This window comes from Serratia sp. CY29653 (genome assembly GCF_052169255.1).
Taxonomy (GTDB): domain Bacteria; phylum Pseudomonadota; class Gammaproteobacteria; order Enterobacterales; family Enterobacteriaceae; genus Serratia; species Serratia sarumanii.
Genome location: NZ_JBJNLC010000001.1, coordinates 680215 through 704728 on the forward strand (window position 1 = coordinate 680215; position 24514 = coordinate 704728).

The window sequence follows — 24514 nt, forward strand, 5'->3', positions numbered from 1 at the left end:
ATCGTGACCGAAAGCGAAATGAAACAACAGCGCGCCAGTAACTCCGGCATCGAACGGGAGCGCAATAAAAACCTGTCGATGCTCTTCAACGGAACAAGCAACACGAAGCGGCAGCGACTCTACCAGGAGTTCGGCTATCCGCAGCACCTGACGTTCGATGACTTCTATCGGGCATATCGGCGTAACGCGGTGGCTGGCGCTGCCGTAACCAGAATGGTCGACGGATGCTGGGAGGACTTCCCGGAGGTTTACGAGGGCGATCAGACGAAGGATGCATCGAAGCAGACTCCGTGGGATAAGCGCGTTAACAAGCTGCTTAAGCGCTGCTGGGAACAGATTAAAGGAGCCGATCGCCGCAACCTTGTTGGTCGGTACTCTGCAATCCTGATTCAGATTAAGGACAACAAGGCATGGAATGAGGCTGTGGACGCGAAAGCGGTTGGCCTCCTGGAGGAAAAGGCGCTCGTTAAGCTTATTCCTGTATGGGAAGCCCAGATCGACCCGACCGCATGGGACGACGACCCGAATAGCGAGTCGTTCGGGGAAGTGACGATGTACTCGTTCACCGAATTGCCTGTCGATGGAAACTTCGACGCTCGACCTGGTCGAATCATCAATGTGCACCCGGATCGGGTAATCATCCTGGCTGAAGGCTCTGATGATGGCGTAATGACGTCTGGGAAGTCACTGCTTGAGGCCGGATTCAATAAGCTTCTGGACATCGAGAAGGTGAGCGGCGGGGCATCGGAGGGATTCCTGAAGAACGCCAGCCGACAACTCAACTATTCGTTCAGCGAGAAAACAAACTTCTCAGCTCTGGCGAAAGCGCTCGGCGTTCCTGAAGGTCAACTTGCCGAAGCATTGGATCAGCAGGTTCGCCGCCTGAACGATAGCACTGACAGCGCCAGTTTCATGCAGGCTGGTACCGCTGAGGTGCTGAGCGTTACTGCATCCGACCCTGAGCCGACATGGCGTACCGCACTGAGTGAGTTCTGCGCTACTGTCCCTATCCCGGTAAAAGAGTTGGTTGGTATGCAGACTGGGGAGCGCGCCAGTACCGAGGATGCGAAAGGCTGGGGGCGAACGAGGATGAGTCGCCGCAAGGGGTTTCTTACCGATGTGATCACCGATGTGGTTTCGCGCTTCTGGAAACTCGGCATTGTACCTCCTGCAAAAGGCGAGGAAATCTCCGTTGGATGGTCAGATCTGCTAGCGCCGAGCCAGGCAGAGAAGATTGCCAATATGGACAAGCTCGCGGATGTTGCTGTGAAGTCGACCAATGCCTTTGGCCGTTCTGCTATCACTGAGAACGAAATCCGCTCGGCGGGCGAGTTCCAGCCATTGCCTGAGCTTGATGACGAGGTGCCTCCAGATGGCAACAAGCCAAAACCTGATCCTCTGGCCGACCCAGAACCAGAAACCAAAAAGCCCGGTGATACCGAGGTCGAAAGTTGACCCCACGATGTCGCGCAAGGCCGTCAGTAGGATGGAGCGCGACATTGATGACCGGTACTACGCGATAAAGGTTGCACTGAAGGTCGTGTTCGACCAGCGACTTACCGGTCGAGAGCGTGAGGTTAACAGCCACAATTGGCACTTCCTGTGCCACGTTAACGGCGAAGATCCGACGCTTTACCAGGTGAATGCTGGCCGGTTTATCTACGACATGACGCCGCAGGAGTTGGCGGACCTGCTGAACATCGTTCAAACCATTCTGGACGATCACCTGCTGGAAGGCGGCGAGCAAAGCCTCTGGGCTATGGACTATGTCACCAAAGAGGCGCAGCGCGGCACGCTGGAAGCGTTCAATAACCTGTCTCAGCAGTCGCAGGTGTACGCTAGCCAAACGACTCTCTCGCAGTTACTGAGCAGTCCGGCATACCAGAACCAAATAGCTGCCGCGTATATCAGTACCTACAGCGACTGGAAGCTGGAGAGTGATCGGGCGCGCGGTGACCTGGCGAACATCATCGCGGATGCCGTTGGACGCGGTGTGAATCCGCGCGAAACGGCTCAGGTGATAAGCAAGCGTCTCAATGTCTCAATGAGCCGCGCAAAGAACATCGCTCAGACAGAGCAGGTCGGCGCGCTGCGGCAGGCGCAATGGAACGAAACGGACTGGGCTGCTGAAAGGCTGGGGCTGAAAACAGGTCTGCTGTGGCTGTCAGCGCTCAAACCGACGACCAGGTGGTGGCATGCCGCCGAGCATGGAAAGGTCAAAACGACTGAATGGGTTAGGAGTTTCTACTCTCGCGACGGCAACAAATACCACTGCTACTGCGGCCAGATTCCAGTTCTGATCAACGACGACGGCAGCATATTCAACAAAGGGCTGGCTGAGAAGCTGGCGAAAGAACGTGAACAGTGGCCGAAAGCGGCCTGAACAACTGAGGACACAGCGTGAAGCTATCCAGCATCCACGTTAAATCCCTCGCCATCAACGCCTCCAATATCTCCACGACAACTATCAACGACCAGGAACACTACGTCATTCGTGGTGCGGTTCCGATCGTCGACGACATCGTAATGAATGGAGGCCTGTATCCGGCGGAGGAGATTAACAACAGCTACCAGACGATGGAAGGCAAGCTGATGCCGCTTCCTCATCCGATGGTTGGCGGTAAGTATGTCAGCGCCAATGACCCACAAGCCATTAATACGTATCACGTAGGAGCATGGGCGCAGAACGTCAGCAAGTCAGGCGATCAGGTCGTCATGGACGTTTACATCAATAAGGAAGTCGCCGAGACAAAGCCGGACGGTAAGCGCCTGATTAACCGTCTCGACGAGATGATCTCCGGGACTAACGTCGACCCCATCCACCTCTCTACCGGATTGCTCACCAACAAAGAGAAGAAGTCTGGTGAGTCGAAGGGCAAGAAACATTCGTGGATCGCCCGCAATATGAAGTTCGACCACATCGCCATCCTGCTGGATGAACCGGGTGCCGGTACTCCAGCAGAGGGAATAGGAATGTTCGTGAACGCCGACGGGCAGGAGGGAGAGGTAGAAACCGCCAGTCTTGTCGAAGCCGCGAACAGCATGAAAGATGGCCTCTGGAATAAAGCCAAATTCTTCTTCAGCAACGCTTCCGAAATGTCATTCGACGATATCTACCAAGCGCTGCGGATGTCTATCAAGCAGGACGACAAAAAGTGGCGCTATGTCGTCAGCGTCTGGCCTGACCATTTCGTTTACGAAGAAGATGGCGATAACACTAAGCCGAAACTCTTCGATCAGAAGTATCTCATCACTGACAAGGTCGTGACGCTCGTCGGAGACCCTGTCGAAGTCGTGCGCAAACCCACTGAGTACGAAGTCAAAACCAACGGAGAAACAAACCCGATGAAAGAAAAGATGATCGCCGCGCTCAATGCTGCTGGCGTAAAAACCGAGGGGCTGACCGACGATCAGGTCTGGGATGCCTACAACCAGCAAGTGCAGAAGAAAGCCGGGGGAGGTGACCTGCCGGGTGCTCAGATCAACTCTGAGGCAATTACTGCTGCCGTTAACCTGGCTATCAAGCCGCTCACTGATGATATCGGAACGCTGAAAACTCAACTGCAGGCCAACGCTGAGAAAGACCTCAAAACCAAGCGTGATGCGGTTAAAGCAAAATTCCCGTTCATGACAGAAGCTGCGCTCAACTCGCTGGCCGGCGAAGCACTGAACGACATGTATGCGCAGTGCCAGACCAGCGCAGGTCTGAATCCATCCTTCCAGCAGGTCAATACTGAAAATGACCAGTGGAAAGACTACGACCTCAACGCTGGCATCGATCAGGAGGAAAAATAATGGCTAACGTCATCTATCGCGGGCCGGTCGAACGCGAACCGGAAACCATCAACCTTCCTGTTGCAGCCGCGCTTAATCCGGGGGTTGCCGTAAAAATCTCTTCCGGAAAATTGGCAGTGGCAACCGACACTACTGGCCGTTGGCTGATCCTCGGCAATCGTCGCTTCATCGGTCAGGCAATCACCACTGCATACGCAGCGAACGAAACTGGCGTGGCTTACCGCGTAGAAGGCGAACAGGAATATAACGTTCGCCTGGCTGCAGCTGCATACACCGTAGGTCAGGAACTTACTGTTGGTGCCAGCGGCGTGTTCAAAGCGGCCGCAACTGGTAATCAGGTCGTCGCAACGTTCGACGAAAAAGCAGGGCGCACTCTGGCGGCGGAAGGTTTTGCCGACGTGGTGATCCTCTCCACTCCGTACGCCAAGGCATAAGGAAAAATACGAATGTTAAAGTTCACCAAACAACAGCAGGCGTTGATCCTTAACGCTCGCCGCCGCTGGGACATGATGCAGCGCAACATGGCTACACAGCATGGCTTTGCGGTCAACGACGCAAATGGACAGTTCATCGCCTTCGATGAACTTATTGGTAACGCATCGGTGCTGCCGAAAGACGTCTGGGGCGAATGGGACCGTTCGGCTATCACCGTACAACGTGATGTGCTGGCGGTGTTTAACGACCTGGCTTCTAGCGTCTCCCGCCCGATGGCGCTGGGTAAAATCGTCCATTACTTCATGACACTGTCCGACTCCGGTGACGTGAACATCAGCCTTGATGGTCGCGGCAAAGCCAAGACTGATCAGCCGGTCATGGATTACGAAGGTACGCCATTGCCGATCATCGACAGTGAACTGTCATTCGGCTGGCGCCAGATGCTGGCGGCGCAGACTGAGGGCTATTCGCTGGACAGTGACGCCATTCCAAACCATCAGCGCAAAGTCGCTGAGAAACTGGAAGATATGGCGTTGAACGGTGATGCCAACATCAACGTTGGTGGCGCGCGCATTTACGGCCTGCGTACTGCTCCAAACCGTGCCACTGGCACAACTGCATTAGATTTGAATGGCGCGTCAGGTGCTCAGTGGGTGGAAGCAATTAAAGAGCTTATTGGCCTGCTGCAGGGCAATAATTTCTATGCGCCAGTCACTATTTACCTGAACTACAAAGACTGGTTCTACACGACAGTCACTGACTATGCCGCCAATTATCCCAAAACTATCTTCACCCGCATCATGGAGATTCCGGGCGTAGCGAAGTTGGTTCCTGCTTCTAAAGTTCCGGCTAACGAAATGCTCGGTATCGTTAAACGTACTGATGTTGTCCAGATCCTCAATGGCATGCCAATGACCATGCGACCTAAAGCGCGCCAGAACCCAGAAGACGATTACGTTTTCACGGTGCTGGCTGCCGCGGCACCGCAGTTCAAACATGATGCAAACGGCCAGGCAGGCTACGTCCAGCTTACCAAAGCATAATCAATGGGGCTTCGGCCCCATATTTTTTACGGAGGCCAAATGGCTGGTAAAGAACAACAATGGCTGCTTACCCATGACAGTCACGAACTGAAAAAGGGTGACACCTACAAAGGCGAAATTCTTCCGCTCTGGCTTGCAGGTAAAGCCATTCTGGTTGGTGAGCAGGTTCTGGAGGTGGCGACCCCTGCCGACCTGCAAAAGCTGCAGGCTGACCTCGATGAGGCCAACAGCAAGGTAACGTCACTGGCTGAAGCCAATACCAAGCTGCAGGCTGACCTCGATGAGGCTCAGAAGCAACTGGCTGATTTGCAGAAGAAGGCAAAATAATCATGGCTGACCCAATCACAGCGGCAGACGTGCAGGCGTTCCTCGGTGAGTTGGGTTATGCCATTCCCGGCGCGCTGCTCGATCCGATTCTCTGCGTGGTGAACAAGATAATCCCGTGCCTCGATGTCGCGGGGTATGACGAATGCACTGCAAAGCTCATCCTGATGTACGCTGCCGCGCTCATGGCAACATCCTCTGGAGCCAGAAGAATAAAATCGCAGGGAGCGCCGTCAGGTGCGTCGCGCTCGTTCGATTATGGCGAGGACAGTATTGTTTGGCTGCGGCAGTCACTTTCTGATCTGGACATCGCGGGATGTACCGCTAGCTTGCCGATTAGCGCTGGTGCAAGTGTAGGTTTTTTCATGGTTGCTGGAGGTTGTTAATGTCGGAGACAAAAGACGAAGACGAGAAACCTGATTGCGAAAAATGCCCCAACTGCCCCGGCTGTCCTGACCAGTATGAGGATTATCTCTCATGAGCGCTGCGGCTAACTGGAGCTATACGGCGGTCGCTACGGTCTGGAAAAAGCTGGGCATGGACGATTACGGAAAATCTTCCTTCGCTGAGCCTATCCAGATCATGTGTGATTACGGTGGTGATGCGACTGCACGGCTTGGCGATATCGGGCTTGAGTTTGTCGTAAAAAACACGCACTGGACAGAGTATGCGGATGCACGCCAGGGTGACTACATCCTGATCGGTGCTTCATCTGAACCAGACCCGAAAAAGGTTGATGGTGCTGATGAGGTTCGCCATATCATCCGGTACGCCGATACATTCGACCGCATCGCCGATGACTACGCGATTATCACAGGGGTTTGATATGGGGGTGAAGGTTAAAGGTGTCCGGGAGGCGCAGGCCAATCTTGATAAGTTAATCGGGGATATCAAGGGAAGGAGGGTTGTCAGGGCTATGCAGTCGGCGCTGCTTATAGGTGGTTCCCAGGCTGCTTTATACACCCCTATCGACACATCGACGCTGCTCAATAGCCAGTACCGCGATATTTCGGTGAATGGCTCCCGGATTACGGGGCGCGTTGGCTATTCGGTCAATTACGCTGTCTACGTGCATGACCCGAATATCCCCCAGAAATTCCGGCGCGCCACCGCTCAAAAAGAGTTTCTTACCAAAGGGTTTGAGGATACCAAGGCGCAGATTGACAGAGCGATCAAGAAGGAGATGCAGCTATGACGCCAGCCATGCATCGCCGCGTTCGCGATTACTTTGTTGATGCTGGACTGACCGCCGGCTTCACTACACAGATGCTGCGCTGGAGGGATACCGGAAAGGGCGAAGTTAAATTCATCGTCTTCCGGCCAAACGGTGGTAGCCCAGTTCGCAACGATCTAGCCAGCGAATATCTGGTGCTGGTCGACGTCATTGGCGCTATAGGAGAGGATGAGGCGGTCGACAACGCAGTTCAGGCGATTATCAGCCACATCCAGAACAACCCCATGCCAAATGACTGCATCGGTCATATTGAGAACGTCGGCGGCATCCCATCCCCAGTTTCCACAACTGAAGGGCGATTAGTCTATCGCCTGCAATTCGCTTGCCTGTACGGCGAGTAATCAATAATCAAAGAGGTAAGCAATATGCAAGGTTGCTCAACTGACAACAGCAAGTTGTTCGGTCGTGGCATTGTGCTTGAGGTGGCTTTGGGCTGCCCTGATACAGTGCCAGCAGAAAGCGAATGGCAGTCGCTGATCGCCGGTACTTCCAAAGGTTTCGACTTCAGCCCGAATACCGTAACTTCGGATGCGGATGACACCAAGGGCTATGTTGAAAACCTGGTCACTAACTCAGACTTTACTCTGAGCTTTGAAGGCGAAGTGCGTAAGCGCGATAAGCTGGATCAGTTCGGCGTAGCGAAGTTCGTTAAGTATTACAACGACGAAACTCAGGCTGGTCGCCAGCCCACTTTGTGGGTGCGTGAAGAGTATGGCCCGATCACCTTCATCGGTTACATGGTTATCACCGCGCTGAATTCTGACGGCGGCACTAACGACATCGTTACGCTGTCGACCGAGTTCAAAGTGGCTGACTCCGATACCATCCAGGTGATCGACACCCCGGTTGATATTCCAGTCACTGGGATCACCCTGACCCCAACCAGTGGCACGGTAGCAGCCGGCGCGACAACCACATTTAACGTGGTGTTTGCTCCAGCTAACGCGACAGATAAAACATTCACTCTGGTTTCATCTGTACCGGCGCGGGCAACTGCAACGGCTAACGGTTTGGTTGTCACCGTATCAGCACCTTCTGGCGCCACAGCAGGCACAGCAAACATCACTGTAAAAACCAACGACGGGAATTTTACAGCTGTATTCGCAGCCAACGTCACCGCGTAACCAAATGGTCGGGAAACCGACCGCAGATCTGACCAAGACTAGCCCTGCTCATGCGGGGCTTTTTTGTACCTGAAATTCATCGCGCACCGCACGCGCAGTAATCAAACCAAGAACCTTTCAGGATGACCCTTGAGGAACCGGCTGGCTGTCGGAGCCTTCTTGGGGCCGCTTCCTGTGCGACAAGGTTCATCACTAAAAGGTAATCCGAATGAACTATCCAACGGTATCTGTAAATGGTGTATCGGTACGAGTCGATGAGGAAGGGCGCTATAGCCTCAATGATCTTCACGCAGCTGCCGTAGCGGAGGGTAAGGCTACAGAATCCCAGCGTCCAGGTGAGTTTCTTAAAACCAAGCAAGTGCAGCGATTTGTTCAAGCTTTAAGCGATGCGAAGAAAATCGCATCGGTACTAACTATCAAGGGCGGATCGCAGCAGGGGTCGTGGGGGCTGGAGTTAATCGCTATTCGCTATGCTGCATGGCTAAATCCATTGTTTGAGATCAAGGTGTATGAAACGTTCCAGATGCTGGTGCGTCGTGGCTTTGATGCCATGTCACGCCTAAATAAAATCGACCATATTATCAATACCGAAACCAAAGCGATCAGCCAGTGCGCCAGCCAAATGGCGAAGTGGGGTGTTGGCGGTCGAAAACGCCTTCTTCACACTGCCCGAGAACGTGTTGCTGATGAAGTGCAGATGTACCTTCCTGGCTTTTGACTGAAGATTGGCAGGGATGCCATCGTTTTGAGGTTTACATGACTCCATTAACTGAAATCGGCGAGATGCTCATATCAGACGTCAGCCGCGACTACTTCTTCAGACCATCATTCGGAAACATGTCGCGTATAGGCTCTCCAGCGGAGATTGTAGAGCGCTTTGCTGAACTCCATACCAGTGAGGCGCCGAGATTGCTTTCTGCTGCTGTGGCAGCGTATGGCGAGATTCCTGGGTGGCTGCTTGCCTATATCAACTCACCATCGTTTAGCAGCTCAGCTATCTTTGCCGGCATGATCGTAATGCAGGCCTGCTGTGATGACGATATCAGCGCGCTGGTGGGTGAGCTGCGGCCAAGTAAACGAGGGATAAGGGCGTTCGTGTTCCGTCGTGGCAGTTTGCCGGCAAGCGACATTATCATCCTCGGGCAGTCGCTGATCACTCACGGCATCATCGGAAAAGCCAAGGTTCGCCGTCTCCAGCGGCATGATACAAACAGCTTCGTCAGTGAGTTCAGCGCATTCGAGTACATCAGCGCTGCTCGTAATCACTTCAGCATGCCGCGTGCTGAGGCCGAGCAACTGACCATGACGGAATTTCAGCTGCTGATTAACGATAAATACCCAGATCAGAAAGGGTTCACCGCTGAAGAGTACGATGCTGTCGCGGATGAGTACATGAAGAAGAAGGCTCGCAGGCTGGCAAAAACCGCGTGATTTGCATTGAGTTGCTCTTTCCCTCTGCTACCATGCAACAACTTGTTACTTGTCTATGGGAATAGGACTAAATGAAGAAGATTGCAATTGTTGGGGTCATTCTGGCGTCACTTGCTATGTCTGGTTGTTCATCACAGCAACCTCCTAGCCAGGCTCAAATATCCTCTGCTAGTTACGGTGAACTTCCGAAAGATTATCAAGAGAAAATTAAAAATCATTTTAACTCCACATTAAAAGATCCCTATTCGGCTCAATATAAGTTCATGCCAACCTTCAAGGGGTACTCTCAGGATGGCCAATGGTCACCATCTGGCGGGAAGGTAACTTTTGGGTGGGTATAACCCGTTCTGGTTAATGCCAAGAATAGCTATGGTGGCTATACCGGAGATCAGAAGTATGTGTTTATCTTCTCTGGTGGCGAGATGTATGACGTTACGGCCATGAGCCAATTTGGTATGGTTCATCCAGTCAAGTAAAGTAAAGTAATAATGTAATGATAAAACCTCGCTCAGGCGGGGTTTTTTTATGCCCGGAGAATGGTTATGGCGAGCGAAGAACAAGTTGGCAATATCGTTTATGAAGTAGAAATGAATGTTGCCAATCTGCTCGAGGCGCAACGCAAAGTTAACGAACGGCTGGACACAATGGATGAGCGTTTTAAACGTTCAGCAAAATCCTCCGACACACTATCTACCTCCGTAACACGCCTGGCTGGTGCTGTTTCGGCGGCAATCTCAGTGCAACAAGTGGCTAAGTATGCTGATGCTTGGACGACAGTAAATAACAAGCTCGCAAACTCGGTTAAGGCAAATGAAGACCTTGCGACAGTCACGCAACGAGTTTTTTCCATTGCTCAAGATACGAGAGCGGCTCTTGATGCCACAGCGTCTTTGTATCAGCGTCTTGAAAGGGCAACACGAAGCTATGGAACTAGTGTTGATGATGTTGCGAGATTAACAACGATCATTAACCAAGGTTTTGTCGTATCAGGTGCTACAGCTCAGGAAGCAAGTAACGCTGTTATTCAGCTGTCTCAGGGCTTAGCTTCTGGCGCGCTTCGTGGTGAGGAGTTCAATTCTGTAACTGAACAAGGTGGTCGGCTGGCTACGGCGCTGGCTGATTCCTTGGGGGTTAATATCGGCCAGCTTAGAGCAATGGCTGCTGAAGGAAAGCTGACAACGGACGTGGTTGTTAAGGGCCTTCTCTCTCAGGGAGATGCGATAGGGAAAGAGTTTGCGAATACTACGACTACTATTGGACAAGCGCTCGAGATTGCCAATAACAATATAACTAAATTCATTGGCAGCTCGACGACAGTAAAATCTACTGTTTCACTATTTAATAGCTCAATTATTACGCTGAGCGAAAATTTGGATGTCGTTGCGAAAGTAATCGGTTCAGTTGCTGCAATCGTCGGTACTCGTTACGCAGCAGCGCTTACGCTTGCTGTCGCAGGACAGGTTAAGCTGGGCGCAACCGCGTTTGCCGCCTCAACCTCTCTATCTGCATTCGGCGCTGCAGCTGCTCTGGCTAGGGGAGCGCTTGCGCTAATCGGTGGCCCAGCTGGTGCTGCTGTGCTCGCAGCCTCTGCAATCTTTTATTTTTACCAACGAGCAAAAGAGGCGCGGCAGGCGGCCATTGAGTTAGCCGACGGCGTAAACACTCTGTTAGGCAAGATGAAAGATATGTCCGCTACGGAGATCGCAGCCAGTATCGCAAAACTACGTGGTGCAATCCCTGAATTAACTGGCGCCGTCAAAGATGCAAGCGACGAGTATGATAAGGCGTCGAAGCGCGTTGCAAACCTTCAGCGAGAGGTTGATAACTGGGGAACTGGCACTACACGTGGGCGCCAGGCGGCCGAGGCATTAACCGGAGCTATTGATAACCAAAACATAGCTTTTGCAGAGCTTGACAGAGCCCAAAGAAATCTCAGCCAAACACAAAGTGCTGTAGGAATTGCTTCTGCGCAGTTGAATGGCACTTTTGAGCAAGGGATTGGATTGCTTTCCAAACATGGCGAGCAAGCTGGGTTTGCTGCCGGAATGATGAATCAACTCGGTAAGCAATTGAATTTTGCAGCCGGTGCTCAGGAAAAATTCAATGCATCTAACCTGAAAATAACCAGACCCAAGAACGTCCAAGACTACCTTGACGGCCTTCAGGATCAGGTTGAACTTCAGGCGGAATTAAACGATAAGAAGCGAGCTCAGCTTAAAGCGGAGCAACAAATAAGACGGCTGGGAGGAACAGAGGCTGATGTTGTTTTGGCAAGAGAGCGAGCTGCTGCTGAATATGACTCTCTTCAGGCGCAGCAGGAGCAGAAGAAGGTAACCAAGGAAGGGATAGCGGAAGGCAAGAAATCAGCCAGCCAAGCGGAAAGCGTTGCTCAGAAGTTGGCAAACCTGAAGCAGCAGTCCGAACTTGCCGCGGACTCAACAAGTGAGCTTAGCCGAGAGCAGGCGATTCTTACCGCACAGCAATCACTGGGGAAAGGAGCTACGCAGGCCCAGATCGCTGAGGCTGGAGCTTACGCTGCTAAAAAGTGGGATACGGCCAACGCTATCAAGGCGCAAGCGGCCGCAGAGAAGCTACTCCCGGAAGCCAAAGAGAACGCCAGCTACGCGCAAGACGTGAAAGATTTAAACACGGCATTGGCGGCTAAGAAAATCAGCCAGGAGCAGTACAACACCACGGCTGAGCAACTGGAGCAACAGCATCAGATAAATCTGGCAAAAATCAGGGCTGAAGCTGTGGTAAGTCCTAAGCAGCAAGCCGCTGGAATGGTTGACCCAGTGCAGCAGCTTGCCAACGAGAATGCGCAGAAGTTGGCGCTTATCCAGCAGTTCGAGACTGAGAAGGGTGTGATTACCCAGCGCGGCCTTGAGTTGATGAGGGCGGCGAATACTCAGTACGAACAACAGCGGATCGCGGCACAGTGGGAGATATTCCGCAATCAAAACGCAGGCAATGAGGCGCTGGCTGCGTCATTTGATGCATTCGCCGGCAACGCGTCCAATGCCTTCACTGGCATTATCACCGGCAGTATGAGTGCGGAAGAGGCAGCGCGTTCGCTTGGCTCAACCGTCCTTAATAGTCTGGTGAATACCTTCGTGCAGATGGGGGTTGATTGGGTTAAATCGGCAGTTATGGGCTCAGCAGCGCAAACATCAGCTATTGCCGCCACCACGGCCGCGCAAGTTGCGGGAACGGCTACGACGACAGCAGCGAGCACCGCTGCTGCTGCTGCAACCACAACAGCCTGGACGCCGGCGGCTATCGTTGCCTCTATCGGTTCATTCGGTGGTGCTGCAGCGATTGGTATCGGTGCTGTTGTCGCGGCTATGGCGCTGTCTAGCAGCCTGGCAGGGAAGCGTAAGAATGGCGGCCCTGTAAGGTCGGGCAGCATGTACCAAGTTGGCGAGGGCGGTCTACCTGAAATTTACCAAGCCAGCACAGGTAAGCAGTACATGATCCCCGGTGACAACGGTAAGGTGATCAGCAACAAGGACATGCAAGGCGGTGGTGGTATCAACGTGAATGTCAATATCAACAACACCAACGGTTCATATGTAGATCACCAGGTAAGCAGTGATGGCAATGGCGGTGTATCGATGGAGATATTTATCGCTGACATGGACAACGGCGGCCCGATGAGCCAAGCCATAAGTCGAAATCATCAGGCCCCTCGTAGGGCAACCCAATAACCCGCTACGGCGGGTTTTTTATTACCGGGAGAAAACCGTGGCAATACCTTATCCCGACTGGCTATCACTTCCCCAGAAGGCCAACAAGAGCCGCACGATTGATGCCGGATTTCGCACCGATCAGCCGGCAGTGGGCGCGCCTATCTTCCAGCGCCTGACAGATGATCTCAAAACTACCTGGTCGCTGACGTGGATTTTCACGCTGCAAGAGGATCGGGCATTCGAACAGTGGTATCGCAGCCCTCGTTACCTGGATAACGGCAATCAGTGGTTCACGATGCTTTGCAATCTGGGGGGCTCTGGCCTGCAACTGCAGGAACTGCATTTTGTGGCACCGCCGGTGCAAACGAGCATCAACGGCAACACGACGACGTGGACGGCGAGCGTAATCACCCGGAAGCTCTACAACCCGGATGACGAGTTCTCAGACGTCATTGTTGAGCTGCCGCCATATCAGTGGGGGATCATTGATGAAGTGGTTAACCGCGACATGCCGGAGTATTGAATGCCTACATTACGAGAATTTCAGTCACAGCGGCCTAACAGGATCATTTACGACACGATGACGTTTAGCCATCCGTCATTTGGTGTTCTCCGGCTGGTGGCAAACCAGATATACCCAAAGACGCTCGCCGGCCAAGTGTTTTCACCGTGTCGGATGGAGGTCGCAGAGAGCCAGCAGAGCAGCACGCCGGTGATCAACTCAACGGTGAAATTTGGGCGCCTGGCACAGGACTTTAAGCAGCAGCTGAAGCTGTGGCGCGCGCACTCACGCATAACTCCTATCTCCGCCACGTATCAGCGTTTCGATGCGGCGGACATGAACACGCCGCTGAAGTCTTGGACGCTGTATGTGAAAGACGCCTCTCTTGATGAGGCTGACGTAACGTGCTCGCTCACGCTGCAGAACCCGCTAAACAACAACATCGGCTTTCTCTACAACACCACTGAATTCCCAGGACTCGCCAATGCATAAACCTGACTTCATTCACGCCATGGAGGGTAAGCCGTGGCGCGATCGGGCGTGCTCGTTCGACACGGCTGATTGCTGGGGGCTGGTGGTGCTGTATTACCGGCATGTGCTCGGCATAGAGATACACCAAACGCCGGACTACGAAGCCGGTAGCGACTTCCTGACGTGTTTTTCCGGTGATGTTGTGTTCTGGCATCAGGCCGAGAAAGCGGCCGACGGTAGCATTTTTATCGCCTATTACGGCGGTCAGCCAGCTCACGTCGGTTTGGTCATTGATGGACAAGCATTCCATAGCCGTGGCGAAGCGGGGCATGTGCGCTTTGACAAGCTACGCACGCTGGAGCGAGTTTTCACCAAATTGGAGTTTTACGACTATGCCGTTGATCGAAGTTCAGCGCGTGCCGGGGTTGCCAAAAGAACGTCATAACCTTCCCGCCGGCAGCATGTTCTATCCCTGGCTAAAATCGGCCAACCTTCACTGCGATGTTGAAATTCTGCGTAACGGCGTAAAGCTACAGCCCGATGATGAGCTGAATTTCCCGCTCAACGATGGCGACGTGATCAGCGTGTTCGACCAACCGAAAAGCGGCACCATCGGTAAAGTTCTAAGTCCGATTTTGGCCCCGATAAAGTTCGTTCAAAAAATCCTGACGTCATTGCTCGGCCAGCCAAGCGCGGGCGTGGCGACAAGCAGCAACGCAAAGACATCCCCGAACAACAGCCTGAAGGGGCAAACCAACATTGCGCGAAACGGCGAGGCAAAGCCTGACAACTACGGCCAGGTGCGCGCGTACCCTGACCTGATTCAGGAGTCGCTGTTCGAGTACGACAACAACATCAAGAAAGTCACAGAGTGGATGAACTTCGGGCTGGGCCGGTATGACGTCACGTCAGTAAGGTACTCAGAATCGAACCTCGGCGCGCTGGCTGGCGCCTCATACCGCATCTACCAGCCAGGTGAGAACATCCCGCTGATCAACGAGGGGTTCGCTTTTGACGACATAGACGGCCAGGAGTTGCCGGGGCCGAACGAGAGCGGAGACTTCCCAGCAGAAACGGCGACGACAACTACCGATATGGTGTCTGGGGAGTTCATCGCTGGACAGGCAAAGGTGAAAATCAAGCAGAACAGCGATTTCGATTACTTCTATGACCTGTCTAAGCCTCATTCCGTGTCTTTCGTGGTCAATGTCACATACAACACAGTATCTGGCCCAGTAACACGCGATATCACGGTATTTGCCGATCTCTTCAGTGCTACGACAACCGACGATGGCGCCCCAGTTAATCCGCAGTATTTCTACGAATTCACCTTCATAAACCTGGGGGGTAATGATATTGGGCAGATCCCCGATGATGCGGTGATCAACACGTCGATATTCACGCTGAACGACAATGAACCGTTGGTAATTGGCCCGTCATTTTCTCCGGTTGAGGGGGCTCAGCTATGGATTCATCTGCAGGCTCAACTGGGGCATGGTGACTATGCGCGCACAACGGTTACCTGGTGGAAGATTGACGATGACAACAACCAGATCCCAGGAACTACAGAGTTTCTAAACATCGGTCTTAACAACGATGACGAGAATGCAGATACCAAGTACGGGACAACCAAAATCACGCCGTCAGCCGGTTATGGTCGTTATGCGCTTCAGTTTGTTAGAACCAACAACAGTAACGATCACTCGATCCTGAAAGTAGAAGCTGTTCACATCGTCAGGACGCGCACCAACGTTGTTTACCCGAATGACACGCTCGTAACCGTCACTGTCACTGCGACAGAACGAGCGACCAGTGCAAGGGAGCGAAAATATAACGCTCTAATCACCCGGCACGTCATCAGCTACAACCTGACCACGCAGACAGTCGATTACACAGAAAGGCCGTCACGCTCATTTGCAGATGCTGTATTACACACCTGGCTAAAGATGGGCGGTCAGCCAGAGTCGAGCATCGACGTCTACGAGCTTTACTCTATCGCCGCATCGTTGCCAGATCAGCGGCTGGGCTATCTCGATTACACCTTCGATGACGAAGATATCTCGCTGGGCTCTCGGATTCAGACGATCTGTGATGCGGCGACGGTAACAGCATTTTGGGATGGCGGGGTGCTGTCTTTCACGCGCGATGAGCGGAAGCCAAACGCAACGACGGTATTCAACCGCGCCAACATGAAAGCGGAGGATTATAGCCTTTCCTACGACATGACTCTCCCCGGCGGTTTTGATGGGGTAGAGGTCAAGTATCGAAACCCGGTCACGAATAAACAGGCATTCATCCGCTACAGGATCGTCGGCAATTCGATAGAAGAGGGCGAACCGGTAAAGGCGAAGAAGTTTGACATGCTGTTTATCCGCAATTCTTTCCAGGCACGGGATCGAGCGTTGAAAGAAGTTCGCCGGCTGCTGTATTCACGCCAAACGATGACTATTCGCGCGCTGGCCGATGGTGAATGGGTGAACGTCGGGCAGATGGTGCAGGTAGCCGATATCTACGACGTGAATCAGCGGGATGGCTATATCGTTGCGCGAAACGGAAACAACTTCGACACAAGCGAACGTATCGAATGGGCTGGGGATATGTTTGTCGTTATCACTGATGCAAGTGGCACTCCAACGGCGCGCGTTCAGGCATTCCCACGCAGCGATACTACATTCGGTTTTACCGCTGCAGTGCCAGCAATAAACCTCAACATATTTGACGGCTACAACGTCCAATCGCCGTCTCGTTACGTCATCGCCTCTCAGGTGGAGATGGATGCAACGAAATGGACGGTCACAGAAAAGAAACCGAATGGCGACGGGACAACTTCGTTAACCATGTCTGAATACAACGATGAAATGTATAACTATGAGGTTACAGAGTAAATGACGACACCAACTAACAAGCCAATTCCTAGTAATGACCTCAATGACTTCAAGTTTAACGCAGAAAAAGTTGATGAGGTTGTAAATTCCAATAATGAAAGTTATACGGATAGATTTGGCGTCGAAAGATTTACTATTGAAGGTATTAGGAAAAATATTGCTCCTTTAGGTAAGCGATATGATTCACTTCAGCAAGCAATTGATGCATTTGACTCTGAAATCCAAGATGGGGCCTATTTCTTTGTAAGATCTAGTGGTGATGCATCTCTGGCTTATGAATATCAACGCGTTGTAAGTAATGCGATTCCTACCGGCGAGAGCATGTACAATGGTAATGCAGTTTCAGAAATTAACAACAGGCTGGCAGGGGGGAATGTAGATCAGTTTTTGCAATCTGCAACAAAAACCGGAATTGGCGAATCAGTAGCGAGAACTCGAGTCGAAGGATCAAACTTCTCAGTAAGCGGTTTGCTAGAGTCCGTCACTGTTTTTGCCGAAGTTTCTGGTGCTGCAATAGTTAAAATTGTAACCAATGGCTCTACCAGCGGCACTTATTCTCTCGTTACAGAATTCCCGATAACACTTTCAGTTGGTGAGAATAAATTCACTTCAGGAGTTGATTTCTTACCGATATCAGTAGATACATCTCAAACAATAGCTATTTATAGTAACGTAGGGCGCATGTCATCATCTGCAAATGGTGTTGGACAAGAAGGTGCTAGTTATATTTTCAACGGAAATTTAACAGGTAACAATGTGGCCGTGACAACTACAACAAATGAAATGCAGCTAAAGGCGGTTGTTGTTACTGGAACGGGAGAAACCTATGAGGATATTTCTCAGCAAGTTATAGAGATTAGCAATAAAATAAATGGTCAAACACTATCTATAGGTGTTAACTCTCCGTCTGCAACTGGGACTGGTGAATCAACAACCAGAACAAGAATACTGGGAGATGTTATAACATCATCTGGGTATTTAAATAAAATAACCGTATATGTGCATACCGCAGGAACTGCGAAAATTAAAATCGTCAAAAAAGTTAGTGCGACGGTTTACAGTTTTGTTAGCGAGTTTAGCGTAACTTGCGTTTCTGGTATAAATGAATTCGTCAATGGTACTCATTTTGAAAACCTATCTGTAACCACTGGAGATAGCATTGCATTTTATAGTGGCACAGCAAGAGTAGAAGCGTCGCCAACAGGAAGCGGTCCTGTTGGCGTTACATTAATATATGCGGGTGACTTGACTGGAAGTAACATAACAGTTGTTTCCACTACCAACTATATGCAGTTAAAGGCAGATATTAGCATTGGAGTCCCGTATGATCAGCTTGTAGATATCGCGACTGAAGCGTATGCAACTGGTAAGGACTTAGAGCGCCAAATTGCATCACTGCCAGCATCTCTTTCAGACTCACTGCGCAAATCAATAATCACTGAGTTGCAGAGATTTAACGGAACATCTCTCCCGGCAGGCTGGGTTACATCTGGATCTGTCTGGTCGGTAAATAACTCATTGTTAGCAACTGGAACTGGCAGTGCTACTACCGTTGCTAATTTTGATAAATACTCATCAATGGCCAGAAAAATAACCCGCGCAAGAATTAAGATGATAGATGCGTCATCTAGAGTTGGTATAAGCTTCACTCCGCAAGAGGCAAGCAGAGGAACTGCTGTTTTGATAAATGGAGGGGCAGGTGTTCTTGAGTTGAATTCATATACTGGCTCCACATTAACATTATCAAGAACCACACCCCTACCGTCATCGATAGTTGCAAACCGAGAATATCTAATAGAGGTAAAAAAAATCGGCATCAGCACGATAGCCACATTTAGAGATACAGTAACAGGATCTTCGGTATCTATTAATCAATCTCAGGGAGATGGTGGTACAGATGCGGGTGCGCAACACGGCAAGCCAGGAATTATGTTCATTTCTGGGAGCATTGCCGTGTCTCGATTTGAGTTGGTTTCTTGTGTTCAGCAAAACCCAGCATGGATAATCCTTGGCGACAGCATTGTAGAGGGAAGCAATAACGCTGCTGATTGGACTAAAATGTGGGGATATTTGCTTGAGAATGCAAGAGGGAAAGGGGATACATTGATTGCGGCACGTGGCGGCGATGAAACACCGAATTTACTGCCTCGGCTTGACATGGATCTGAATCAGTTCTCGCCAAAATACGTAATTTATGAAGTCGGCACGAACGATACTGATCCAGCGGTGTGGCGGGCAAATACCCAGACAGTGATCAATGCGATTGTTGCACGCGGTGCGATTCCGATTTTGTGTACTCAAGTACCAAGGCCATCAAAGCAATCTCAGATAACGGCACAAAACGCCGACATTCGCGCTCATTATTTTGGTAATTACGACTATATTGATTTGGCATTAGCGGTATCTGTAAACAATGCTGGCGTGGCGTATGACCCAGCATATTATCAATCTGATCTAACGCATTTGACAGTCGACGGCGAGGCAAAGCTTTTTGCACAAGTGCTGGCAGACGCGCCATATCTGTTAGATTAAAGCATTGCCGGGATGGAACCCAGCTATTTGTACAGCGTGGCAAAGTTGAATGAAAGCGCGACATCAACGGCTTTGCCCTCTGTTTCAAATGGCGTTTCTGAGACGAGCGGCCAGCGCCCTTTATGCCACACATAAAGCCAGTGCTGCTGCTCTTCGTCCTCGCGAATTGCGAACATAGGAGGGCTGTTTTGCTGAGGTTCTGGGTATCTGTCGTTTTCGTTGAGTATGAAGATCTGCCGGCCGGCGAGGATGATGCTGCCAATTTGACTACTCCGCTGGTGGTTGTGCAGTAATAGTAGCCTATGGAGTGGGGGGGGGATTTATGGGGCATGCATGGGGCAAAAAATTACCGCAAAGCAACTCAGAGCACCCTAATGCTGAGAATCAGTTTGCGGTAATGCATTGCTAAACACCTAGATACTACTTACATCAACTAACTGTATGCTTTTATGTCCTCATATCATGAATATGCCGGTGTGATGAACGTGCCGGTCATTTTGCAGTGACATTGGGGTCGGCGCTGTTACCCTATAGCGACGGTTAATTATCAGGATAGGATGATGTGCAAATCGCTGTATCTTGCTGTGGGCATTATGGCGCTGTCCGGATGCGCCGGGCAAAACGATGACTATTCATCGGCCCAAAAAAACGCGGTTCATCAGGAAGCCGGCAAGGAATGGAAAGCGTTTGTTGCGCCGCTGTCCGTCAAAACGCAGTCGCCCGGCGAGCGAGAAATGAAACGCGCTGCCCGCCACGATTGAACCCGCGGCTCCGGTAGCATTTCATTATCGCAGGCAAAAAAAACCAGCTATCGGAATAGCTGGCTCAAAGTGCGATAAAACTTTATGTGATGTAGGAGCGTCGACACCTCATCGAGGTGGCATCGACTTGGTTATCATATTTGTTATGTTATAACAAATCAATGCTACCGTGCGTTTGCTTCAGCCCACCAAGGCCACGATCCGCTGGTGGGCATTCGCCAGCCCCTGAGTGAGGCCGTGCGGTTTCATATCCAGCCCTTCGGCATAGATAAACTGCACCTCGCCGATCCCCATCAGCCCCAGTACCGAGCGCAGGTAGGGCGTCACGGCGTCGGTCGGCTGGCCGGCGTGTACGCCGCCGCGTGAACTGAACACCACTGCATTGACGCCTTCCACCAGCCCGACCGGGTAGGTGGCGGTATAGTTGAACGTCAGCCGGGCGCGGGCCACCAGATCGAACCAGTTTTTCAGCTGGGTCGGGACGTTGAGGTTGTACATCGGCGCGCCGATCAGCAGCAGATCGCTCCCTTTCAGTTCGGCGATCAACCGATCGGAAAGCGCCACCGCCGCTTTGGCGCGTGGGCTGATGTTATCTGCGCCGCGCAGCGCATTGAACAGCTCGCCGTCCAATACCGGCAGATCCAACGCCGTCAGATCGTGTTCGACGATCTGATCTTCATATCCTTTGGCCCGACGCTCCGCCAGATAGCGGTCAATCAGGTTGTTGGTCTGCGAGTCGTTTCCCATAATGCTGGATTTGAGCACCAGTATTTTTTTCATGCTGTTGTCCTCAGACGGTAATTGGCGGTTTCACCGGGCATTCCGGAATGATTGCAGGTTATCATTGCTCGATCTTCACCAGTGGTGATAGGATTTCACTTCATTGATTCCAATTTGGAAGCATTCAGATGAAAAGCGATCTCAGCGCGCTGCCGGCCTTTGTCGCCGTGGCGGAAGGCGGCAGCTTTGCCGCCGCCGCAGAAAAACTGCATCTGACACGCTCCGCGGTCAGCAAAATCGTGTCGCGGCTCGAGGCGCGGCTTGGCGTGATGTTGTTTATGCGCACCACCCGCAGCCTGAGCCTGACGGATGAAGGGGCGCTGTACTATGAGCACTGTCGGCAGGCGTTGGCGAACGTTCAGGCGGCGGAAAACCAGCTGGACAGCGGCAAGATGCAGGTCAGCGGCCGGCTCAGGATCTCGATGCCGGTGTTGTTCGGCCATCTGTGTATTGCGCCCTTGATGACGGCGCTGGCGAATGAGCATCCGTTACTGTCGTTGGAAATTTCGTTCAGCGACCGCAGGATCGATCTGATCGACGAGGGGTTCGATCTGGCGGTTCGCATCGGCGAACTGGCGGACAGCGGCAGTCTGGTTGCCCGACGCCTGGGCGAACACGGCATGCTGCTGTGCGCTTCGCCCGACTACGTGCAGCGCTGCGGCGCACCGAATTCGGTGGAGGCGTTAAGCCGGCATCAGGCTGTGGGGTATCTGCACGCCGGCGCCGTGTTGCCCTGGCAACTTCGCGGTGAAAACGGCGAGCTGCGGCCGTTCAGGCCACCGGCCAAGATGATGATGGATGACATGCAGGGGATCGTCGATGCCGTTTCCGCCGGCGCCGGTATTGCCTGGCTGCCGGAGTGGCTGGTACGCGATCGGCTGATGGCCGGGACGCTGGTGGAGATCATGCGCGGTGAGCCCAGCCTCAGTTTTCCGGTGAATGCAGTGTGGCCCTATATGCCTTACCAACCGCTCAAAGTGCGGCTGGCGGTGGACAAACTGGTGGCGGAGCTGCCGGGAAAATTGGCGCTTGCTGCGCCGCTCCGGTAATGGCCGGCGCGACAGCCGACAGGAAATGGGCGTTAATGTACCGAATAGAGGGACGAAAACGGCGCTGTCAGGCTTATTGGGTGCGCAGCCAGCCGTTTATTATGGCCCGATTAGTAGGGTTATTATTCGAGGCAGGTCAATGAGCACTAAAAGCGAATCCAGATGGCGTCTGATCAGTATTTTAATGCTGACGGTACTCGTCGTGTTAATTGGCGTTCTGGTAAAACTGGACTGAAGTCTGGCCAGGCGATAAAAAGCCTGGCCGTTTTATTGTGCGGTAAGCAAACGCACCCTCTCTTCTTCATACGGCAATACCAACAGCCACAGCACCAACAAACGTGATTGGCAGAGAAAAAATAATCGCTTTTCATTACGCATCATTTAATTCGCTCTTCGGCGGATCGACGTTGCGTTGCATGTGTCAGCACTGTGACAATCGTTAGGGACCTGTGCCAAATAAAACCATTTTGTTACGCGTCTATTTAGGTTTCTCCGGTGGCCATCGTTTCGACTCCCTGGGAGGTTGGCTCCATAATCCTTTGGTGACCGCGAATGGCGGTCGGGGCGAAACCGAAGCGTTTGCGAAAACGTTCGGCGAAACGTGACGCGCTTTCATAGCCGACATGTTGCGCGATGGCGGAAATCGGCCAGTCGGTCGACTGCAGCAGGGCCAGTGCGCTACTCATGCGCACGTCGATCATCAGGTTGCGCAACGCGGTATTTTCCATCGACAGTTTGCGGCGCAACATCACTTCGCTCATCGACAGGCTTTCCGCCACTTTCGCCGCCGTCCAAATGCTGTGCGGGTCGGTCGCCAGGCAGCGGCGCACGCGCTGCGTCAGGTCTTTGGCTTCGTTGTGGATGAAGCGAATGCCGAATTGGGCCAGCCACAGCAGAATTTCCAGCATCTTGTGCCGCACGATGATGGTGGGAAAGCGCTGCCGGAGCGCCAGCGCCAGGCTGGTGGTCTCGAAACTGTGCTTCAGGGCGCAGGGCAGGCTGCGCAGCGCCAGGACGGCATCAAACGGCATCGGCGCCGGCGCGTCCTCGGCCGGAGGCTGAACGGTGAGCAGCAGTGGGTCGCAGGTCAGCAACTGGCAACTGAAAACGCCTTCTTCGGATGGGCCGTTAATAATATCCACCGTTTGCCCCCCGTCGATTATCAACAGCTCGCCGGCATGGGCCACCACCTCGCGTTGTTGCCAGCGTACGCGCTTATGGCCCTGTTGTATCAGATACAGATGTGGTTGCTCAAAATAGACTGAAGGGAATAATAATTCAGTATGCTGAATGATGTGCGCTGAGGCGCCAATTCCTGGACAGAGATTAATTGTACGTTCCATCGATATTCATTTCGCAGCCATTATCTGAGAATATCTTTACGCTTTGATCCGCGTTGGAGCAACATTTTTCCATGGGCCGTGAAACACAGCGGCGTGTTTTATCTATCAAAAATCAATTTCCTGCTGAACAGAAAACGTCCGTGTCGGGATAATGTTTATCCATTAAAGTGAGAGCCAGGCTCGAAGCGCGCATTTTACCAATTACCCATAAACTGAATAATTCAAATGCCATAGATTAATATCCTAACGTAACCCGAGAGTAATAGCGCATAGTGCTATTTAATCCATTTTCGTCAGTATTGTCGATCTTATCGGACCTGTGGCTCCCCCAGCAACAGCGCACGGTCATGAAACTGGCCGTAGGTATTGTTGACCACGTTCTGGCGCGTGGACTGTTCGATCAGCATTTTCAGCTCATCCATGCGCTGCTGTAACAGACGTTTGAGCTCGGTTTCGTTGTCGAGGATCTGTTGCAGCTTATTGCGCAGCATCTCCTGCAACGCCATGGAAGGGCCGGCTTGCCCGGTAAAGGCGGCGGTTTTTTCCACCGCCGTCACGTAAGCGAATTCGAGCTCGACGAGCTCCTCCCAGCGCCCGGTTTGCGCCAGCGCGATCATCTGGCTGCTCAGGCTGTAAATTTGTTGATAAGCGGCTAACAGCTGCTGTTGACGTTCCATTACACGGCGTCCTGCGAAGGTTGGTAGTTGGGGCCGATCTGGCGCCAGGCATCGGCGATGTTTTCCAGCAGTTTGACCACTTCGGCGATCGCCGCTTCGTCGTTGTTCAGGTTGGCCTGCATCAGGCGCCGCTTCATATAGTCGTACAACGCCGCCAGGTTTTCGGCGATTTCGCCGCCCTGTTGAGGGTCCAGGCCGCCTTTCAGGCCGTTGTCGATGATGTTGATGGCTTTGGACAGCGCCATACCTTTGCCGGCGATATCGCCCTGGTTCATCAGGATGCGTGCGCGAAGCAGGGCGCTGAGCGCCCCGTCGAACAACATCACGATTAACTGGTGCGGGCTGGCGCTCATGGCGCCGCTTTCCAGACTGACCTGTGCATAGGCCTGAGTGCCGCTTCTGTTATACATGTTGTTTCTTTTACCTGTTACCTGGTTAA

The 24514-nt window shown here is 52.3% G+C and carries 27 protein-coding genes; 22 read left to right on the top strand and 5 right to left on the bottom strand.

What is annotated here, in order from left to right; all coding sequences use genetic code 11:
- Positions 1-3: 3 nt before the first annotated feature.
- The 20 genes from ACJ8HN_RS03375 (at position 4) to ACJ8HN_RS03470 (ending at position 19465) form a co-directional block, all read left to right on the top strand.
- Complete coding sequence (locus ACJ8HN_RS03375; protein ID WP_442523071.1) at positions 4-1455, top strand: anti-CBASS protein Acb1 family protein; 1452 nt, start codon at positions 4-6, stop codon at positions 1453-1455.
- Between the two features lie 31 nt (positions 1456-1486).
- Positions 1487-2383 (top strand): phage minor head protein, encoded by an 897-nt coding sequence (locus ACJ8HN_RS03380; protein ID WP_442523072.1) that lies wholly within the window; start codon positions 1487-1489, stop codon positions 2381-2383.
- Positions 2384-2400: 17 nt separating this feature from the next.
- Entirely contained in the window at positions 2401-3795 is a 1395-nt protein-coding gene (locus ACJ8HN_RS03385) for a DUF2213 domain-containing protein (protein ID WP_442523073.1), read from the top strand.
- A complete protein-coding gene (locus tag ACJ8HN_RS03390; protein WP_442523074.1) occupies positions 3795-4229 on the top strand; it encodes a hypothetical protein in 435 nt (144 codons plus the stop codon). The genes ACJ8HN_RS03385 and ACJ8HN_RS03390 overlap by 1 nt, the downstream gene beginning before the upstream one ends.
- A 12-nt stretch (positions 4230-4241) precedes the next feature.
- The gene (locus ACJ8HN_RS03395) at positions 4242-5273 is read left to right on the top strand and encodes a major capsid protein (RefSeq protein WP_442523075.1); all 1032 of its coding nucleotides are present in this window, start codon (positions 4242-4244) and stop codon (positions 5271-5273) included.
- A 39-nt stretch (positions 5274-5312) separates the two neighbouring features.
- Positions 5313-5600: a hypothetical protein gene (locus ACJ8HN_RS03400; RefSeq protein WP_442523076.1), complete on the top strand. Its 288-nt coding sequence runs from the start codon at positions 5313-5315 to the stop codon at positions 5598-5600.
- A 2-nt stretch (positions 5601-5602) separates the two neighbouring features.
- Positions 5603-5983, top strand: a complete 381-nt coding sequence (locus ACJ8HN_RS03405; protein WP_442523077.1) for a DUF7370 family protein — start codon at positions 5603-5605, stop codon at positions 5981-5983.
- A 91-nt stretch (positions 5984-6074) separates the two neighbouring features.
- The gene (locus ACJ8HN_RS03410; protein ID WP_043147357.1) at positions 6075-6422 is read left to right on the top strand and encodes a hypothetical protein; all 348 of its coding nucleotides are present in this window, start codon (positions 6075-6077) and stop codon (positions 6420-6422) included.
- A 1-nt stretch (position 6423) separates the two neighbouring features.
- Positions 6424-6792: an HK97 gp10 family phage protein gene (locus ACJ8HN_RS03415; protein WP_442523078.1), complete on the top strand. Its 369-nt coding sequence runs from the start codon at positions 6424-6426 to the stop codon at positions 6790-6792.
- On the top strand, positions 6789-7172 hold the full coding sequence (locus ACJ8HN_RS03420; RefSeq protein WP_060421828.1) for a phage tail termination protein: 384 nt from the start codon (positions 6789-6791) through the stop codon (positions 7170-7172). Before ACJ8HN_RS03415 ends, ACJ8HN_RS03420 begins: the two co-directional genes overlap by 4 nt.
- A 24-nt stretch (positions 7173-7196) precedes the next feature.
- Positions 7197-7955: an Ig-like domain-containing protein gene (locus ACJ8HN_RS03425; protein ID WP_442523079.1), complete on the top strand. Its 759-nt coding sequence runs from the start codon at positions 7197-7199 to the stop codon at positions 7953-7955.
- Between the two features lie 208 nt (positions 7956-8163).
- The gene (locus tag ACJ8HN_RS03430; protein ID WP_107227252.1) at positions 8164-8673 is read left to right on the top strand and encodes a KilA-N domain-containing protein; all 510 of its coding nucleotides are present in this window, start codon (positions 8164-8166) and stop codon (positions 8671-8673) included.
- Positions 8674-8711: 38 nt separating this feature from the next.
- Positions 8712-9386, top strand: coding sequence for a DUF6246 family protein (locus tag ACJ8HN_RS03435; protein WP_442523080.1), 675 nt, complete (start codon positions 8712-8714; stop codon positions 9384-9386).
- Positions 9387-9457: 71 nt separating this feature from the next.
- On the top strand, positions 9458-9727 hold the full coding sequence (locus ACJ8HN_RS03440; protein ID WP_442523081.1) for a hypothetical protein: 270 nt from the start codon (positions 9458-9460) through the stop codon (positions 9725-9727).
- A gap of 201 nt (positions 9728-9928) precedes the next feature.
- Positions 9929-13093, top strand: a complete 3165-nt coding sequence (locus ACJ8HN_RS03445) for a tape measure protein (protein WP_442523082.1) — start codon at positions 9929-9931, stop codon at positions 13091-13093.
- Positions 13094-13130: 37 nt separating this feature from the next.
- A complete protein-coding gene (locus tag ACJ8HN_RS03450) occupies positions 13131-13598 on the top strand; it encodes a hypothetical protein (protein ID WP_060428211.1) in 468 nt (155 codons plus the stop codon).
- A complete protein-coding gene (locus tag ACJ8HN_RS03455; protein ID WP_442523083.1) occupies positions 13599-14069 on the top strand; it encodes a DUF1833 family protein in 471 nt (156 codons plus the stop codon).
- On the top strand, positions 14062-14493 hold the full coding sequence (locus ACJ8HN_RS03460; RefSeq protein ID WP_442523084.1) for an NlpC/P60 family protein: 432 nt from the start codon (positions 14062-14064) through the stop codon (positions 14491-14493). The genes ACJ8HN_RS03455 and ACJ8HN_RS03460 overlap by 8 nt, the downstream gene beginning before the upstream one ends.
- Positions 14441-16933, top strand: coding sequence for a host specificity factor TipJ family phage tail protein (locus tag ACJ8HN_RS03465; protein ID WP_442523085.1), 2493 nt, complete (start codon positions 14441-14443; stop codon positions 16931-16933). The genes ACJ8HN_RS03460 and ACJ8HN_RS03465 overlap by 53 nt, the downstream gene beginning before the upstream one ends.
- Positions 16934-19465, top strand: a complete 2532-nt coding sequence (locus ACJ8HN_RS03470) for a GDSL-type esterase/lipase family protein (RefSeq protein ID WP_442523086.1) — start codon at positions 16934-16936, stop codon at positions 19463-19465.
- 23 nt (positions 19466-19488) lie between these two features.
- Here the strand turns inward: ACJ8HN_RS03470 and ACJ8HN_RS03475 are convergent, their stop codons facing one another.
- Positions 19489-19641: a hypothetical protein gene (locus tag ACJ8HN_RS03475; protein WP_442523087.1), complete on the bottom strand. Its 153-nt coding sequence runs from the start codon at positions 19639-19641 to the stop codon at positions 19489-19491.
- A gap of 384 nt (positions 19642-20025) precedes the next feature.
- On the opposite strand from ACJ8HN_RS03475, the gene ACJ8HN_RS03480 reads away from it, so the two are divergent.
- Positions 20026-20226 carry a hypothetical protein gene (locus ACJ8HN_RS03480; RefSeq protein ID WP_033653644.1) on the top strand — a complete coding sequence of 67 codons (201 nt, stop codon included), beginning with the start codon at positions 20026-20028 and terminating at the stop codon, positions 20224-20226.
- A 180-nt stretch (positions 20227-20406) separates the two neighbouring features.
- Here the strand turns inward: ACJ8HN_RS03480 and ACJ8HN_RS03485 are convergent, their stop codons facing one another.
- Positions 20407-21006, bottom strand: a complete 600-nt coding sequence (locus ACJ8HN_RS03485) for an FMN-dependent NADH-azoreductase (RefSeq protein ID WP_060438550.1) — start codon at positions 21004-21006, stop codon at positions 20407-20409.
- A gap of 128 nt (positions 21007-21134) precedes the next feature.
- On the opposite strand from ACJ8HN_RS03485, the gene ACJ8HN_RS03490 reads away from it, so the two are divergent.
- Positions 21135-22055, top strand: a complete 921-nt coding sequence (locus ACJ8HN_RS03490; RefSeq protein ID WP_442523088.1) for a LysR substrate-binding domain-containing protein — start codon at positions 21135-21137, stop codon at positions 22053-22055.
- A 482-nt stretch (positions 22056-22537) separates the two neighbouring features.
- Here ACJ8HN_RS03490 and ACJ8HN_RS03495 read toward each other — a convergent pair whose 3' ends face one another.
- The 3 genes from ACJ8HN_RS03495 to fliS form a co-directional block, all read right to left on the bottom strand.
- A complete protein-coding gene (locus tag ACJ8HN_RS03495) occupies positions 22538-23398 on the bottom strand; it encodes a helix-turn-helix transcriptional regulator (protein WP_033653647.1) in 861 nt (286 codons plus the stop codon).
- 308 nt (positions 23399-23706) lie between these two features.
- On the bottom strand, positions 23707-24075 hold the full coding sequence (gene fliT / locus ACJ8HN_RS03500) for a flagella biosynthesis regulatory protein FliT (RefSeq protein WP_004934765.1): 369 nt from the start codon (positions 24073-24075) through the stop codon (positions 23707-23709).
- Positions 24075-24485, bottom strand: a complete 411-nt coding sequence (gene fliS, locus ACJ8HN_RS03505; protein WP_033634970.1) for a flagellar export chaperone FliS — start codon at positions 24483-24485, stop codon at positions 24075-24077. The genes fliT and fliS overlap by 1 nt, the downstream gene beginning before the upstream one ends.
- Between the last annotated feature and the right edge of the window lie 29 nt (positions 24486-24514).

Bases quoted from the DNA above. Each gene is read 5' to 3' on its own strand.
- ACJ8HN_RS03405 (WP_442523077.1), top strand. From the start codon at position 5,603: ATGGCTGACCCAATCACAGCGGCAGACGTGCAGGCGTTCCTCGGTGAG.
- ACJ8HN_RS03480 (WP_033653644.1), top strand. From the start codon at position 20,026: ATGTGCAAATCGCTGTATCTTGCTGTGGGCATTATGGCGCTGTCCGGA.
- ACJ8HN_RS03495 (WP_033653647.1), bottom strand. From the start codon at position 23,398: ATGGAACGTACAATTAATCTCTGTCCAGGAATTGGCGCCTCAGCGCAC.
- ACJ8HN_RS03485 (WP_060438550.1), bottom strand. From the start codon at position 21,006: ATGAAAAAAATACTGGTGCTCAAATCCAGCATTATGGGAAACGACTCG.
- ACJ8HN_RS03380 (WP_442523072.1), top strand. From the start codon at position 1,487: ATGGAGCGCGACATTGATGACCGGTACTACGCGATAAAGGTTGCACTG.
- ACJ8HN_RS03390 (WP_442523074.1), top strand. From the start codon at position 3,795: ATGGCTAACGTCATCTATCGCGGGCCGGTCGAACGCGAACCGGAAACC.
- ACJ8HN_RS03490 (WP_442523088.1), top strand. From the start codon at position 21,135: ATGAAAAGCGATCTCAGCGCGCTGCCGGCCTTTGTCGCCGTGGCGGAA.
- ACJ8HN_RS03395 (WP_442523075.1), top strand. From the start codon at position 4,242: ATGTTAAAGTTCACCAAACAACAGCAGGCGTTGATCCTTAACGCTCGC.
- ACJ8HN_RS03420 (WP_060421828.1), top strand. From the start codon at position 6,789: ATGACGCCAGCCATGCATCGCCGCGTTCGCGATTACTTTGTTGATGCT.
- ACJ8HN_RS03465 (WP_442523085.1), top strand. From the start codon at position 14,441: ATGCCGTTGATCGAAGTTCAGCGCGTGCCGGGGTTGCCAAAAGAACGT.
- ACJ8HN_RS03430 (WP_107227252.1), top strand. From the start codon at position 8,164: ATGAACTATCCAACGGTATCTGTAAATGGTGTATCGGTACGAGTCGAT.
- ACJ8HN_RS03435 (WP_442523080.1), top strand. From the start codon at position 8,712: ATGACTCCATTAACTGAAATCGGCGAGATGCTCATATCAGACGTCAGC.
- ACJ8HN_RS03400 (WP_442523076.1), top strand. From the start codon at position 5,313: ATGGCTGGTAAAGAACAACAATGGCTGCTTACCCATGACAGTCACGAA.
- ACJ8HN_RS03425 (WP_442523079.1), top strand. From the start codon at position 7,197: ATGCAAGGTTGCTCAACTGACAACAGCAAGTTGTTCGGTCGTGGCATT.
- ACJ8HN_RS03440 (WP_442523081.1), top strand. From the start codon at position 9,458: ATGAAGAAGATTGCAATTGTTGGGGTCATTCTGGCGTCACTTGCTATG.
- ACJ8HN_RS03410 (WP_043147357.1), top strand. From the start codon at position 6,075: ATGAGCGCTGCGGCTAACTGGAGCTATACGGCGGTCGCTACGGTCTGG.
- ACJ8HN_RS03460 (WP_442523084.1), top strand. From the start codon at position 14,062: ATGCATAAACCTGACTTCATTCACGCCATGGAGGGTAAGCCGTGGCGC.
- fliT (WP_004934765.1), bottom strand. From the start codon at position 24,075: ATGGAACGTCAACAGCAGCTGTTAGCCGCTTATCAACAAATTTACAGC.
- fliS (WP_033634970.1), bottom strand. From the start codon at position 24,485: ATGTATAACAGAAGCGGCACTCAGGCCTATGCACAGGTCAGTCTGGAA.
- ACJ8HN_RS03415 (WP_442523078.1), top strand. From the start codon at position 6,424: ATGGGGGTGAAGGTTAAAGGTGTCCGGGAGGCGCAGGCCAATCTTGAT.
- ACJ8HN_RS03470 (WP_442523086.1), top strand. From the start codon at position 16,934: ATGACGACACCAACTAACAAGCCAATTCCTAGTAATGACCTCAATGAC.
- ACJ8HN_RS03445 (WP_442523082.1), top strand. From the start codon at position 9,929: ATGGCGAGCGAAGAACAAGTTGGCAATATCGTTTATGAAGTAGAAATG.
- ACJ8HN_RS03475 (WP_442523087.1), bottom strand. From the start codon at position 19,641: ATGTTCGCAATTCGCGAGGACGAAGAGCAGCAGCACTGGCTTTATGTG.
- ACJ8HN_RS03455 (WP_442523083.1), top strand. From the start codon at position 13,599: ATGCCTACATTACGAGAATTTCAGTCACAGCGGCCTAACAGGATCATT.